This is a genomic window from Marixanthomonas ophiurae (assembly GCF_003413745.1).
GTDB lineage: Bacteria > Bacteroidota > Bacteroidia > Flavobacteriales > Flavobacteriaceae > Marixanthomonas > Marixanthomonas ophiurae.
Genome location: NZ_QVID01000002.1, coordinates 903254 through 918100 on the forward strand (window position 1 = coordinate 903254; position 14847 = coordinate 918100).

13 protein-coding genes are annotated in these 14847 nt (G+C 32.5%); all 13 read left to right on the top strand.

Annotated elements, in window-relative coordinates; genetic code table 11:
* Nucleotides 1-183 precede the first annotated feature (183 nt).
* Nucleotides 184-1695, top strand: a complete 1512-nt coding sequence (locus DZ858_RS14390; protein WP_117160352.1) for an HNH endonuclease signature motif containing protein — start codon at nucleotides 184-186, stop codon at nucleotides 1693-1695.
* Nucleotides 1696-1910: 215 nt separating this feature from the next.
* Complete coding sequence (locus DZ858_RS14395; protein ID WP_117160353.1) at nucleotides 1911-2984, top strand: AbiTii domain-containing protein; 1074 nt, start codon at nucleotides 1911-1913, stop codon at nucleotides 2982-2984.
* Between the two features lie 213 nt (nucleotides 2985-3197).
* Complete coding sequence (locus DZ858_RS14400) at nucleotides 3198-3824, top strand: hypothetical protein (RefSeq protein WP_117160354.1); 627 nt, start codon at nucleotides 3198-3200, stop codon at nucleotides 3822-3824.
* A 166-nt stretch (nucleotides 3825-3990) separates the two neighbouring features.
* Nucleotides 3991-4446 carry a DUF5063 domain-containing protein gene (locus tag DZ858_RS14405; RefSeq protein ID WP_117160355.1) on the top strand — a complete coding sequence of 152 codons (456 nt, stop codon included), beginning with the start codon at nucleotides 3991-3993 and terminating at the stop codon, nucleotides 4444-4446.
* The gene (locus DZ858_RS14410) at nucleotides 4439-4762 is read left to right on the top strand and encodes a hypothetical protein (protein ID WP_117160356.1); all 324 of its coding nucleotides are present in this window, start codon (nucleotides 4439-4441) and stop codon (nucleotides 4760-4762) included. The genes DZ858_RS14405 and DZ858_RS14410 overlap by 8 nt, the downstream gene beginning before the upstream one ends.
* A 152-nt stretch (nucleotides 4763-4914) precedes the next feature.
* The gene (locus DZ858_RS14415; protein WP_117160357.1) at nucleotides 4915-5397 is read left to right on the top strand and encodes a hypothetical protein; all 483 of its coding nucleotides are present in this window, start codon (nucleotides 4915-4917) and stop codon (nucleotides 5395-5397) included.
* 139 nt (nucleotides 5398-5536) lie between these two features.
* Complete coding sequence (locus DZ858_RS14420; RefSeq protein ID WP_117160358.1) at nucleotides 5537-5716, top strand: hypothetical protein; 180 nt, start codon at nucleotides 5537-5539, stop codon at nucleotides 5714-5716.
* Nucleotides 5717-5725: 9 nt separating this feature from the next.
* Nucleotides 5726-7072, top strand: coding sequence for a tetratricopeptide repeat protein (locus tag DZ858_RS14425; RefSeq protein WP_117160359.1), 1347 nt, complete (start codon nucleotides 5726-5728; stop codon nucleotides 7070-7072).
* 150 nt (nucleotides 7073-7222) lie between these two features.
* Nucleotides 7223-8014, top strand: coding sequence for a hypothetical protein (locus tag DZ858_RS14430; protein WP_117160360.1), 792 nt, complete (start codon nucleotides 7223-7225; stop codon nucleotides 8012-8014).
* Nucleotides 8015-8158: 144 nt separating this feature from the next.
* Nucleotides 8159-8791 carry a hypothetical protein gene (locus DZ858_RS14435; RefSeq protein ID WP_147309608.1) on the top strand — a complete coding sequence of 211 codons (633 nt, stop codon included), beginning with the start codon at nucleotides 8159-8161 and terminating at the stop codon, nucleotides 8789-8791.
* Between the two features lie 196 nt (nucleotides 8792-8987).
* Nucleotides 8988-10058 carry a serine hydrolase domain-containing protein gene (locus tag DZ858_RS14440; RefSeq protein WP_239990793.1) on the top strand — a complete coding sequence of 357 codons (1071 nt, stop codon included), beginning with the start codon at nucleotides 8988-8990 and terminating at the stop codon, nucleotides 10056-10058.
* 161 nt (nucleotides 10059-10219) lie between these two features.
* Nucleotides 10220-10846 carry an SGNH/GDSL hydrolase family protein gene (locus tag DZ858_RS14445; RefSeq protein ID WP_117160363.1) on the top strand — a complete coding sequence of 209 codons (627 nt, stop codon included), beginning with the start codon at nucleotides 10220-10222 and terminating at the stop codon, nucleotides 10844-10846.
* Between the two features lie 104 nt (nucleotides 10847-10950).
* Nucleotides 10951-14514 carry a T9SS type A sorting domain-containing protein gene (locus DZ858_RS14450; protein ID WP_117160364.1) on the top strand — a complete coding sequence of 1188 codons (3564 nt, stop codon included), beginning with the start codon at nucleotides 10951-10953 and terminating at the stop codon, nucleotides 14512-14514.
* Nucleotides 14515-14847 lie beyond the last annotated feature (333 nt).

The following is a 14847-nucleotide window of genomic DNA, read 5'->3' on the forward strand; positions in this document are numbered from 1 at the left end:
AACGTTTTACAACAATGGCTATAAGTAATTGCTCGTTCTCGCCTACTTCTGAAAATCCTCGCGGATTTTCAGTTTGGTGTGTACTTGCAAAGTTAAGTGCTAAACCACGCAACTACTCATAGCCAACCCGTTGTGCGTAATGCAAAAAAACATAGTAACCAACCTCAAAACTGAATTAAATTAATGGCAATATTACTTAAAAGACAGATTTCAGACGATGAAAAAAAGATAGTTTTAGAGAGATTTGGAAAAACGTGTTTTGCAACTGGACATCCAATTGATACTGACGAAAATATTCAATTTGACCACATAAAAGCATATGCGCAAAAAGGAGCATCCGAAATTGACAACATTGCACCAATGTGTGGAAAACACAATAAGCAAAAAGGTCAATTATCACTTTACGATTTCAAAGTAAAATTAAAAATTGATGAATTTTTCGATAACGGAGAAAATCTAACTCTGAAAGATGAATTAGAATATCTCAAATCAAAAAAGGATTTGAACGGTTACGGAGAAACAATATCGATTATCGAACAAGAAGAAAATTCTATCAAAGTAGAGATTCAGAATAAAAATCAAAACTTTACCCTTTATACTTGTCCAACTACTGATTGGAATTATTTCTATGCAACACTACCAATAGAAATTTTAGATAGTGATGATGATGCTGACAACGAAATTGGGTTGCAACCAAGATATTTGATAAAAGAAAAAGTATTTAATCTTTTCAGACATTTTCAAAGGCATCCAGTTCTTCAACCTTCAATTTGTAGAATTCATAAAAATAAAATTTTAGTCTTTGACGGGCAACACAAGATAGCAGGACTTTTATGGGGAGGAAGGAAAAAATTTGAATGTAAAGTTTATCTCAACCCTGAACCGAATTTACTAAATAAGACTAATATTTCAGCTCACGACAAATTTGCACAAACAAGATTCTTTTCAAGTATTATGGTTGCGAAATTAGGAGCGCAGTTTGGAAGAGAATTTGAAGAATATAAGAGCTTAGAAGACAATAAAACAAAATCTGAATTAGGTTTTTTAAATTACATAAAAGAAAAAGAACAATTAACAAAAGCTGAATTAAATAAAAGATTTAGGAGTTTTTTATATAATTCAATCCTTGATGATAGTAATAATAAACTAGCAAATTATGTTTCTAAGGGTAATCGAAGTTCAGTAGAAACACCTATAACAATGGATATGTTAGAAAAATCCATTTTTTCTAATTTCCTATTTCGACAACCTGTTGAAACCGATATGACTACGGATAAATATATTCGCGAAACTGAATTTAACAACCTTGTTAAGCTATTGAATATCATTTATGAAGAAAGCCTTTTGAATTGGGATAGTGAAAAAACAAATTCTGACCCAGAACAATTAAAATTATCAAGAATTTTTCGCTCAAAATCAATTATATCGTGGGCAGAAATTTTATTTGATTCTATCTGTGCTAGTTTAAAACTTTTCGATTCAGATGATAAGTTGACCTTAATGCACAGAAATCTTTCGGACAAAAATTTTGAGGAAATTAAGTTTAATATTAGAAGGCTCGTAAATTGGAATGTTTGGGATAGTCCATTAAATTCTGATATTGACAGAATTCTATCTGATAATAAGAGCGAAATTAAAAAATGGTTTAAGGAAAAAGGACTGACAACTGGTTATTTAATGGGAGCAAGTGAATAAAGCACTACGCACAACAAAGTATATAAAAAATAGCTAGTTAGTGTTAAACCGAAAGGTTTGTGCTTATTTACGAAGCCACCAAATTTTTAAATTTGGCTTTTAAGACAAAAAATAAAAACAAAACATAAAAATTCGGCTCTGTATTTATCCGAGAGGTTTGCGTTATTTTACACGCTACTTTTCATATACAAACCGTTGTACACAAGCTAAAAAAAATGAAGGAACTATTAAAGCAATTATATAGTGGCGAAGGAAGATTGAGCCTATTACTGTTGCAAGCTAAAGAATTTGCGGAGCAGTTTGATGACGAAGATTTAATCAGATTTATTGATAAAGAGCTAAATGGATATGATGCTGGCGAATTACCTGAATATCGAATAATAAAAGCCGAAATAATTGGAACCATAAAGAATGCTTACGGTCAAATTGTTAAAAAAGACGTAACTATTAACTTTTCTGTATTATCAAAACACGTAGGTATTGACCTTTCAGATACTCATATTCCCGACGGAATTGGATTTATAGAAGACGGACTTGTAGAATTAACAGGTCAACTTGTCCAAAGATCAATTCCGCCAGGAGCAGTTGAAATGCTAAACAAAACATTCAAGCATAATAACCCTCAATTTCATCTATCATCTGCAAGCCACAGTTTTGGTAAAGCAGCATTGCAATTCATTTTAACTAAAGTACGTCAAGATTTAATTACTAAAATGCAAAAACTTAATAAGGAAAATGAAATAAATATGGACGAAGTTGCTGACGATATTAAGAGTGACGTGATTAATGTCTTTGTCACTTATGCTTGGGAAGATAACGAACATAATGATAAAGTAATTTCCTTTGTAAATTTTTTACGTGAAAGTGGATATAATGCCACAATGGACCGAAAAGAAAGTCAAGAAGATACAGCTACTGATTTTAATCAAATGATGATAACTGGAATTTCTAATTCAGATAAGGTTATTGTGGTTTTATCAGAAAAATATAAAGAAAAAGCAGACAATTTTATTGGTGGAGTTGGAACAGAATTCAGAATAATATTTGAACAACTTAAAACATATACTAATAAATTTGTTTTTGTTTCATTTGGCAAAAACCCTAACGAAGTTATAGTACCGACTGCTATTGGTGGTAGAGATATTCTTAATCTAAAGAAAGACCAAGACGAAACCAAATTTAATCAGTTGTTTGCAAAATTAAATAGCGAAAATACAATCGTTTTTAGTGAAGTAAATGAAACAAGAGTTGAAGTTAAAGTTCAAGAGATTAAACCATTCAAACTCTGATAAGTACTTTGCCTAACAACGTATAAAAATAATAGGGCAATGAGTGCTTAACCCAATGGACAAAGCACTTTTGCGAAGTCGCCAAATTTTTAAATTTGGCTTATTGAACAAAAAAGATAATAAGAAAAATTTAAAAATTCGGCTTGTGTTTAACCGAATAATAACTGTCTATTTTCAGCCCTACTATTCTTATACAAAACCGTTACCCACCATTTGAAAAAAACAACGTACATACAATTCAAAATACCGAAAAGCGTGCAAATAGGGCAAGCTGACGGAATAGTAAAACGGAATTTAAAAAAAGCAATAACTGGAATTTTAAGTTCGATAATTCCAAAAGCAAATCCTGATTTCGAAAATAAAATTGACCTCGTGGAAAAGTGGATTGTTGAATTGGACAACGAAACCGGAATTCCAGAACGTGAAATCGGAATGGATAAAAACGGAAGAATAATTATAAAAATGCCATTTAAAAATAACTATGGTTATTGGACTGACAACAATTTATTATTGACAGATTTTAAAAATCATTTTGAGACTTCAGAAATCAGTCAAGATAGTTTTGAAAATTATTGGAGTTTATTTGAAAAGACAGAAGACTTTGAGACTACATTAACGGACTTTAAAATTCAAACAACTGGATCTGACGGTGGACATCATTACTTAATGGCGAAAGTTAATTACAATGGACAGAAACGAGATTTAATTGCTTATTTTACTAACAAATCGGACGAGCATAAAATTAAGGAATTGGATAAAGTGAAAATATGTGGAAAAATAGTTGATAATGGAATTGAACAATCATTGTCACTATTAGAAACTAAATTACTGAACGAATAAAAAACGGTGGGTAACAATGTATAAAAATAATTGCTCAATTTTGGGCTTAACCAAAGATCGTTGCAAGTTCACTACGTCTGATTTTCCTGCGGAAAATCCTCGCACGTAAACCCGCAACTATTCTTATACGAGACCGTTGTAACACATTTGAACAAACCATTAAAAATTGAGTGAATTAAGAAAATTAATAGACCAAATAACCGAATTCGGAATTAATCCAAAAGTGGAACTCACCGATAAAACCGATGTCTTAAAAAAACTATTAGTTGGAATTTACTTTGAATATCTGAATGCGGAATTTGAATTTGATGAAACCGATTATGAAGAAGAACCTGAATTTGATTACAAGAAAATAAGAGAGGTTGTTAAATTGAATTTCCCTGATTTCGATTGGTACAGTATGGTTTTGGACTCTAACAAAATGGAACCGAATATCGAAACAGGTTGTGGAGATGAATTAGATGATTTAACAGATATTATAAAAGACCTACTCGCTGTGAAATGGAGAATGGAAAACACAAGTATGAATGATGCACTTTGGCATTTCGACTTTTCTATGAGAACTCATTCGGAACAGCATTTAGTGGACTTATTAAAAAGACTGAAAGATAGGAATGGATAAAAAATTAAAATGGACTTTTAGAATGGCATTAACAAGTTTTATATTATTGACTTTAGCTCTTCTTATTAATTTTTTTCGAGAACCATTACTTGGAATTAAAGAAGGATATGCGCCTCATAACTTTAGCTTCAATTTTTTGTTCTTTCTTCCCGCAATTTTAACATCACTTGGACTTGGAATTGCAGTAATAGCACGAACAATAAAGCATTGGAAAGATTGGAACAGTTTGAATAGAAAACTTATGTTTATCGGACTTTCAAGTCCAATAATTTTATTATTTATTTTTCAAACAATTAGAATACTAACAATTGAATAAAAAACGTGTTACAACAATGTATAACCGCAATTACGGCGGATTCGACTACGTCCGAATCCGCTCGAAATTGCTAAAGCCTGTGCTAAACCGAAAATTAACGCATATTAACACGTAACTGACGGTTATACGAGACCGTTGTGCATAATACCCAAATGACGAACCACGAACTGACATTTAGTAAAATAAAAGAGCTTTTGGAAAATCATTTTCCTGATAGGATTTCGGAATTTGAAGATGGAACTCATCTGGTTCTGAATTCGGAAAACGAAGAGGAATCGTCTATTTGGATTGAACTTGATGAAGGCGGAATGTTGACAGTTGGATACGGAATAGCACACAAGCATTTTTATCCGAAAATTGATAATTTAAACGAAGGATTTAATGAGTTTTTGCGATTTCTGATCTGTAAAAAAAGGAGAATCGATTATTTCAAAGGAAAATTCCCATTCAAAAACGAGTATGAATTTGAGAATGAAAACGGAACTTGGGAAAATTATGGAACTTCCTTAACTTGGGCTTTTCCTTTTTGGAAAAAAACGATAAAAAAAACAACCAATCAAAACGGATTTATAGACTTTACGGAAATTGAATCTGAAATTGAAAAAATAAAAAGTACTATGCACAACACCGTATAAAAATAATTGCGGTTTAGTACTAAAACAAAGGTAGTTGCGTATTTGTTACATCTGATTTTCCTTCGGAAAATCCTCGCACGCAAACCCGCAACTATTCTTATACAAACACGTTGTAAAACATTTTGAAGAAAAATCCGTAATGAAATCAAAATTTGTAAGAATAATATTATTGTTTATTGTTTCACTTACAATTTCCAGTTGTTCAAGTTGGATTGAGTTTGACTTAAAACGATACGCATTTGGTTTTATCATTACATTGGTAATTGGCGTTATTGGATTAATCATAATGGCAATTAGTGGTGGAAATAAAAACAAATAAATTTAGGTAATGAATTTTAACAAGCTATCCATAATCGGTCTTTTAATTTTATTTGTTTCTTGTCAAGAAAAAAAAGCAAGCAAAACGACAGCAGAAAATTATTTCAAAGAACAGAAATATGAACAAGCGTTGAATGAACTTGATAAACTAATTGAGCAAGAGCCTGATAGCGTAAGCCATTATGGTTTGAGGGTTTTAACCTATAGCAACCTTGGTATGTTTCGTGAAGAAATTAAAGACCTTAATAAAATTATAGAGCTAAATGACAACAAATCTATAACAGCCCATAATGAAAGAGCAATAGCGTATATAAGACTTGGTGAAAACGAAAAAGCATTAGAAGATATTAATTATGTGATAGATAATAAGGAAGACACGGAAGGTATTAGCCAAGTTTATATACAAAAGGCTTCTATCTTGTTTACCTTAAATGATTTTGAGAACTCGAAAATATTCTACAATAAAGCTTTAGAAATAAATGATAATAATGATAAAACCATCACATCACAAGCATTAATTGGTTTAGCAAACATATCGGACAATCCTAAAGATGCGTTGAATTTCTTAAATCGTGCAATTGAAATTGATACAGTAAGCGGATTGGCATATGGAGCTCGCGGAGCAATATTTTTAGAGCAAGAAAATATTGAAAATGCGTTCAAGGATTTTCAAAAAGCAAAAAAATACGATTCCTATAATCCTGATATTCATTTTAATATTGGTCAACTTTATGCCAATTATTCTAACGAAATTGATTCTGCCACTTATTACTTTGAGAAAGCAATTAAATTGGCGCCACAAGCGCAGAATAATGATATGATTAATACAAATCTTGGAGTACTTAAACATCGTTCTGGAAAACTTGATGAAGCATTGGAACATTTTAAAACCGCTGAAAAATTAAATTCAAAAAACGACTTATTACTTTTTAATTACTCAATGCTATTGTCTGATATGGGAAAAAATAGCGAAGCATTAGACAAAATAAATAAGGCGATTACAATTAATCCAAAAGACCCAGAATATTACAATTTAAAAGGCTCAATATTAATTGGACAATCTAATTATGAAGATGCAGAACAAACATTTTTAAAAGCTATTGAAATCAATCCTAATTATGGCGCACCATATTATAATTTGGGATATTTGAATAGCGAACAAAATAATATTAGGAAGGCTATTAAATATTACAATAAGGCAGTCCAATTGGATTTTGACCTACCAGCTACATTAGTTAATAGAGCATTGCTCTTATTTAAAATAAATCAATCTCAAGAAGCTTGCGCAGATTTAAATCGTGCTTTGCAATTGGGAAGAACTGATATAAAATCGTTAATTGAAAGAAAATGCGGATAAAAAAACGTTTTACAACACCGTATATAAGGTATGGCTTGGTCAGTCCTCACTTGGAAAATCCTGCGGATTTCCCAAAGCCGGTTTCAATTTGGAGAGGTTCGTGCCGAGACACGCCACAGCTCATATACATCAACGTTAGCAACAATTTAAATGAACTCATCGCTTAAATTTATATTACTGATTTTTATTCCACTTTTTTCATTTGGACAAGAGAAAGATTTTTATGATTTAGATAATTCTTACCACGAAATATACAGTAACCTAAAAGTAAAATCCTTAACGGTATCAACGAAGGAATTTGAAAATGGAAAATTAAAAGAAGAATATATTGAGCTAATCCAAGATTTTGCTATAAATGGAGATATTATTAGAGAACGTGAGTTTTATGATTCAGATTCTACTGATGGTTGGGATGTGAAATACAAGTACAATGACAATCACCAAACCATAAGAACAGAATGGACTTGGTTAGATGATAAAGACCAAGATTTAACTGAATATGAATACGATTCGGACAACAAACTAATTAAGAGTTGTGATTATTATAAAAGCACAAATGCAACTGAATTTCTTCTTGAAGAATGTCTAATTTATATTTATCGTAAAAATCGAATATTTAAGGTCAAAACCGCAGAAAATGAACTTAAAAATTATTACAAGAAAAAAGGAGATTTTATTTTTGGTTATACCGCAAATAAAAAATTAAAATATAAATACAAAAACGGAGAATTTGTCTATCAAAATATGGATTCAATTATATTCAGATATGACAGAAATGATATCGGACAAATTATAAAAACTACGAAAACTGATAATAGTGGCAATTTAACATTTAGTACTGTTTATGAATATTCAAACGGACTATTAACGAAAGTAGTTTCTAAAGACAAAAATGGAATTTTAAGACGAGAAGAAGATTATCGATACGAATATTACGAATAAAAACTGTTGCTAACACCGTATATAATTTATTGCTAGTTCTAGCCTACTTACGAAAATCCTCGCGGATTTTCTATTCGGTTTGTATTTGCTAAATTGGGTACTTAAAACACGCAACAAACCATATACAAACACGTTGCCACACATTTGAAAAAAATCGTACTCATATTAATAATTGCCAATTTGTTTTGTAATTGCGAAACGAAAAAGCAGAAAGCGGAATTAAAAAAAACGGAATTCTATTATCCTCGAATTTCTAACTTTAAAACTGACTCTTCTCTGGTTAAAATATATTTGGATTCTATAAAAAATTATGGCGAATTAATAAAAATAGCCGATCAAATCGCTTGTGACGGAAAAGAACCTTTATTGAAGTTTGAAAACGAACAAACGGATTTTAATCTGATTATTTATAAAGAGTGTTCCGAATTAAATGATATTGTAGATTTCTCTGACAGAAACGTAATTTCAATCGAAAATGAGACTATTATAATAAATGATGATACTGAAAAAACATTAGATAGTTTAAAGTCAATTTTAGAAAACCATATATTAAATCCTAAAAAAGTATTTGATTATTCGCAAAATATTGAGAAAGCTTTGATTCTTTACTACCAAAAAAGTTCTTACAGTTCGAAAAACATTAAAAGTCAACTAATTCAAATTGCTACTGAATTTAACGATTTGAATGCAAAACATTCTGATAGTTTGCCGCTGAAAATAAAATTAAGTGATTATCCCTATATTCGGATTCAAATTCCACCATTACCTACGAACTAAAAAAAACGTGTGGCAACAATGTATAACCGCAATTACGGCGGATTCGACTGCGTCCGAATCCACTCGAAATTGCTAAGGTCCGTGCCAAACCGAAAATAATCGCTAATTTAACCCGTAACTGACGGTTATACGAAACCGTCCGTAGGCAACATTTAGGAAATACCATAGAATGAAAGAAAACACATTGAAAATATTTATGTTTTTACTTCTGACAATCTCATTTACAAGTTGTCATTCACAAAACAAAATCAAAAACCTTGTTGGAATTGAAGTTTCAACTGACTCAATTAACACCTTTCTCAAATCGAGAATGGATTCTTTGAATATTCCCGGACTTTCAATTGCAGTCATAAATGACAGTAAAGTAGTTTATCACAAAACTTTTGGATTTGCCAACGTTGAAAAAAAGTTGCCAATTACCAACAAAACAATTTTCGAAGCTGCATCAATATCGAAATCAGTATTTGCCTTTTTTGTAATGCAATTTGTTGAAGATGGCAAATTGGATTTGGATAAACCCTTATATGAATATTTACCATATCAAGACATCGCCAATGACGAAAGATACAAGAAAATAACAGCAAGAATGGTTTTGAGCCATAGGTCAGGATTTCCAAATTGGAGAGAAAACGAAGACGATAAAAAACTAAAAATAAAGTTTGACCCAGGAACAGCCTATGAATATTCTGGAGAAGGGTATCAATATCTCGCTATGGTTTTGAAAGAGATAGAGAATACGGATTGGAATGGTTTAGAAGCTCTTTTTCAAGAGAAAGTCGCAAAACCGTTGAAAATGGAACATACCGTATTTATACCAACATCTTACACAGAAAAAAACAAAGCAGAACCTTATAACAATCAAGGCGAATGGATTGATTTAAAAAATGATTATTGGTATAAAAAAGATAAAGGAAAATTCGTTGCTCCTTCATCTATGCAAACAGAACCAATAGATTTTTCAAAATGGATGATTGGACTAATGAACAACAAAATATTATCTGAAGAAAGTTATTCCGAATTGCTAAAACATCATTCAAAAATATCTACATCTTCAACGGGAATTAGTGTTTATTATGCTTTAGGTTTTTTAACAGCTGATAAAGTTTATAGTAACACCTTTTTTCACGGAGGAAACAACGCTGGATTTACGTGCTCTTATCTTATGGAAACAGAAAAAAAATGGGGTTATATTCTTTTCACCAATTCAGAATATGGAGAAAAACTCGGAGATGAAGTATGGAGTTATTTTGAAAAAGAGAATGAATAAAAAACGTTGCCTAACCCGTGTATAATTAATTGCTTTATTGAGCTTACTTGCTAAAATTCCTTCGGAATTTTCACGGGTTCGTAAATGTTTACTAAATTAGTTGCTTAAACCACGCAAAAAACCATATACAAACACTTTGGCAATAATTCAATCCAAAAAACATGCAGAAATTATTGTTTCTATTTTTAGTATTAATAAGTACGTATTCTAGTATATATAGCCAACAGAAAGCCCTTACTAATAACCAAACAGCGTTTGATGTTTTATTTATTGGTAACAGTCTTACTTATACCAATAATTTGCCTGAGCTTGTAAAGGAGTACGCTATTTCAAAAAACATCGCTATTACTACTAACATGATAGCCTTCCCTAACTATTCCATTCAAGATCACTGGAATGATGGGCAGGTTCAAAAACTAATTTCAAGTAAAACATATGACTTTGTTATTATACAACAAGGGCCTTCCTCACAACCTGATGGTAGAAACATGCTAATTAATTACGGTAAAAAATATACTCGTTTATGTAAATTAATCGAAGCGAAACTTTGTTATTTTATGGTTTGGCCCTCTTTACACTACTACTATACGTTTGATGGTGTTATAAAAAACCATACCGATGCTGCCGCCATCAATAACTCAATATTGCTGCCTGTGGGTACCGCATGGAAAGCATATAGTGATACAGCAAAAAATAATGAATATTATGGTGATGATGGGTTCCACCCTTCACTAAAAGGCAGTGAAATTGCTGCAAAAGTAATCGTTGATCATTTACTTAAGCAGTAGAACTATTACCAATAACGTATCCCACGAAAAGCACTTATTTTTTTAATTATTTTATATGAAATAATATATATACTTTTAAAAAACTAACCATATTTTAAAAGCACATGAAAATTTTCATTTTTTCACTTCTATTTATTTCACTCTCTTTTCACTCTTTAGCACAACAAGCGTTTTTCCCATATACTGTTATAGATAATACATTTGGAGTTGAAAATCCAAACCAAACCAAACTCGCCGATATCGATTCTGACGGTGATCTGGACATTTTTTTACAATCAAACTCCTTCAGCAATCTTACCTGGTTACCAAATATTGACGGAGAAGGGAACTATGGAACTGGAAACGTAGTTGCACAAGAAAATGTGGGTTCAGTTCAATCTTCAGATATTGGAGATATAAATGGAGATGGCCATGTTGACATTCTTCGAGGGTCAACAACAGTTGACCGTATTGACTGGGATGCAAATGATGGTACTGGAGTTTTTAGTACACTCACTACTGTTGATGAAGACATTACCAATCCTAGAATTCTAATATTAACCGATATAGATGGGGATTCAGATCTGGATATCTTGGTATATTATTACGAAGGCGCCAATCGTTTTGGCTGGTTTGAAAATCTCGATGGCCTCGGTAATTTTGGAGAGGTTAATGAAATAGGTTTTGATGGAGGATCAAGCAATAGAATTAGAATGGTGACGGCTGATATTGATGGAGACAGCGATATGGATCTTTTGGTTTCCAATTCAAGTACCAGCACAGTGTTTTGGTATGAAAATTTGGATGGTATGGGCTCATTCAGTAATTTAAAACTTATCGACGACACCCAAACTTCAAGTATGAGTTCAGTATTACTAAGTGATATAGACGGTGATTCTGATTTGGATCTGCTTATTTCTGTTGATCTTTTAACATCTCAGGATGAAGATTTGATTGTTGCCTATGAGAATTTAGATGGGAATGGAAATTTTGGCGCATCTACTATAGTTTCAAATATCTTCAATTCACCGAAACATATGAATGCAGTTGACCTAGATACAGATGGAGATCAAGATTTAGTGATTGCGAATACAGAAGGTAAAAATACTATTTGGCTTCCAAATGACGGAAACGGAAATTTTGGGCCCGCTATTATATTTGAGGAATATGTTTTTTCACCAAGCCATATTTCTATTGCTGATATTGACAGTAACGGCACTCCTGATATTATTTCTACAGCATACAGCGAAGATACGGTGACCACCTATAAAAACCTGGACGGACAAGGCACTTTAGAACCGGGTGTTATCGTAAACTCCACAATACAGGATCCTACAAAAGTGGTATTGGCAGATCTGGATGGCGATGGAGATAATGATATAGCAAACATTTCACACAATAAAGTCTCGTGGTACGAGAATTTAGATGGTTTAGGCACATACGGACAGCAAAATGTACTGGTTGGCAATGTATTTGTTGGTAGATTTCTTGAAGCTGTAGATTTCGATAATGATGGTGATCTCGATCTAATGTATGGTTATGATGAAGTGGTTAGTTGGGTAGAAAATCTTGATGGAGCAGGCAATTTTAGTGAAAGACAGGCCCTTCATATTGCAGGCGGTACAAATTCAGATATAACGTTTATGGATGTTGACAATGATTTAGATTTGGATTACGTTAGGTTATCTTCTTTAAGCCTAATTTGGCACGAAAATATCAATTCCGCCCTAGAAAACTTAGGTAATACAATACTTTCGAATATTTCATTGGACTTAGGACAAATTAATAAAATCGATGTGAATGGAGATGGCTTTATTGACCTTGTTGGCTCCACTTCCGGCGACAATCAATTAATCTGGATTCCAAATCAAGGAGACGGCACATTTGGAGCTTTTCAGGTAATTGATACAGACCAGCCAAATATACGTCGAGCCGGAATTAAAGCAGCCGATATTGATGGAGATAGCGACCTTGATATCGTTTCGGGGTCACCAGATAACAATACGGTGCTATGGTATGAAAATTTAGATGGTCTAGGAGCATTTGGAGACGCCAATGAAATTTCTACAACTATCAGCATGAATAAAGTCTTAGAGGTATTTGATTCAGATTCAGATGGCGATCCGGATATTATTGTTTCAGATTTACTAACTAATACTGTTCAATTTATAGAAAATATAGACTGGGGAAGTTCTTTTGCAGAGCCAATTGAGTTATTTGGCACCGACTTAACTTTTACTTCTTCTCTTGCCTTTGGTGAACTAAATGGTGATTTTAAACAAGACTTGGCCATTTCCAATACACAGGATGGAAGTATTTTGTGGTATGAAAACCTCGGTGTTTTGTCGAATGTTATATCTGGGAATGTCGCTATCGACCTAGATTCAAATGGCTGTGATCCTGGAGATCCAGATATGCAAAATCTTCTTATTAAAACCGAGAATGAAACACATAGCTTTTCAACTGTTACAAATGCTAATGGCGACTATTCTATTAGTGTAACGGAAGGAACTTTTACTACTCAAATCAATTCTTCATTGCCAACCCATTTTAGCTCTGAACCAGAGTCGCATGTGTCTGAATTTGTAGGCATAAACAATGCTGAGGTCAAAGATTTTTGCGTAGTTGCCACAGAAACTATTGAAGACATTAGTATTGGTTTTTTCCCTATAACAGATGCACGCCCCGGTTTTGAAGCAGTTTATGAATTAGTATACAGCAACATTGGCACAGTCATCGTGGATGGGGATATTGAGCTTAACTTTGATGATGTTCGTCTTGAATATTCAGAAAGTAGTGAACCTGTGGCTAGTTCAAGTACTGGCCAAATAACTTTCGATTATACCAACCTACAACCATTTGAAACTCGTACGATTCAAATCACTTTTTCAGTGGCACCACCTCCCACTACTCAAATTGACGATCCGCTGATTTTTAGCGGGCAAATTAATCCGGTATCGAACGATATTAACCCTGAAGATAATTCATTTAACTATACTCAAATTGTTATTGGCTCCTTCGATCCCAATGATATTCTAGTACTTGAAGGGCCTCAGGTTCATATTGATGATGCAGATGACTATTTACACTATATTATTCGCTTTCAAAATACAGGAACAGCCTCGGCAATTAACGTGAGGGTTCTCAACGAACTAGACATGAATTTAGACTGGGATAGTTTTCAACTGTTAAACACAAGTCATGAATCTAGAGTCGAAATCACTGAAGGCAACACGATGCAGTTTATTTTTGATGATATCAACTTACCCGATGCAAAGACTGATGAGGAAGGATCTAAAGGGCATATTCAATACAAAATAAAACCTATGTCACCCGTGAGTGTTGGAGATCAAGTATCTAATAATGCACAGATATACTTTGATTTTAATGAGTTTATCCTCACTAATACGGTAACTACCACTTATGTTGAACAACTGGGCGTAGAAAGCTTTAGAGAAGAGATAATTTATATTTATCCTAATCCTGTTGAAAATAAGCTCTTCATCATAGGCGTATCAAATTATTCAAAAATTTCAATTTATGATCTACCGGGCCATAAAATCATGGAACAGAAAATTGTTCAAGATTCAGTAAGTCTGAATGTTGAACATATTTCACGAGGTGTCTACTTCTTGAAGTTTGAAAATAATAATGGCAATTTCGAAATAAGGCGATTAATAAAAAAATAAAAGAAAAAGACTAGTCATCAACACCGTGTCCTAGTAAAGAACTCGCTCAGGCTTTCAAAATTACTATTTTTATTACCTCATAATAATTGTTTTGGTATGCCCACCAAAGTGTTATATTTATTATCTGGAATAGCTTTTTGTTTTTTCCTATATTCAATTATTAGTTATTCAGTAATTAGGGAAAATTGGAAGCCATTTTTAACGGCAATAATTATAAGTAATACAATTTACGTATTGCTGTCTATCGGGTTTATAATTACTCACTCTGATAAAGTCACAGAAATTGGATTTATATATTTTGCGCTCGAATTAATTGTTATCGTAATAGTCATA

What these genes read in the sequence shown, in the direction of transcription:
- DZ858_RS14440 (WP_239990793.1), top strand. Translation starts at nt 8,988, where the DNA reads ATGTTTTTACTTCTGACAATCTCATTTACAAGTTGTCATTCACAAAAC.
- DZ858_RS14390 (WP_117160352.1), top strand. Translation starts at nt 184, where the DNA reads ATGGCAATATTACTTAAAAGACAGATTTCAGACGATGAAAAAAAGATA.
- DZ858_RS14415 (WP_117160357.1), top strand. Translation starts at nt 4,915, where the DNA reads ATGACGAACCACGAACTGACATTTAGTAAAATAAAAGAGCTTTTGGAA.
- DZ858_RS14445 (WP_117160363.1), top strand. Translation starts at nt 10,220, where the DNA reads ATGCAGAAATTATTGTTTCTATTTTTAGTATTAATAAGTACGTATTCT.
- DZ858_RS14420 (WP_117160358.1), top strand. Translation starts at nt 5,537, where the DNA reads ATGAAATCAAAATTTGTAAGAATAATATTATTGTTTATTGTTTCACTT.
- DZ858_RS14395 (WP_117160353.1), top strand. Translation starts at nt 1,911, where the DNA reads ATGAAGGAACTATTAAAGCAATTATATAGTGGCGAAGGAAGATTGAGC.
- DZ858_RS14450 (WP_117160364.1), top strand. Translation starts at nt 10,951, where the DNA reads ATGAAAATTTTCATTTTTTCACTTCTATTTATTTCACTCTCTTTTCAC.
- DZ858_RS14430 (WP_117160360.1), top strand. Translation starts at nt 7,223, where the DNA reads ATGAACTCATCGCTTAAATTTATATTACTGATTTTTATTCCACTTTTT.
- DZ858_RS14425 (WP_117160359.1), top strand. Translation starts at nt 5,726, where the DNA reads ATGAATTTTAACAAGCTATCCATAATCGGTCTTTTAATTTTATTTGTT.
- DZ858_RS14410 (WP_117160356.1), top strand. Translation starts at nt 4,439, where the DNA reads ATGGATAAAAAATTAAAATGGACTTTTAGAATGGCATTAACAAGTTTT.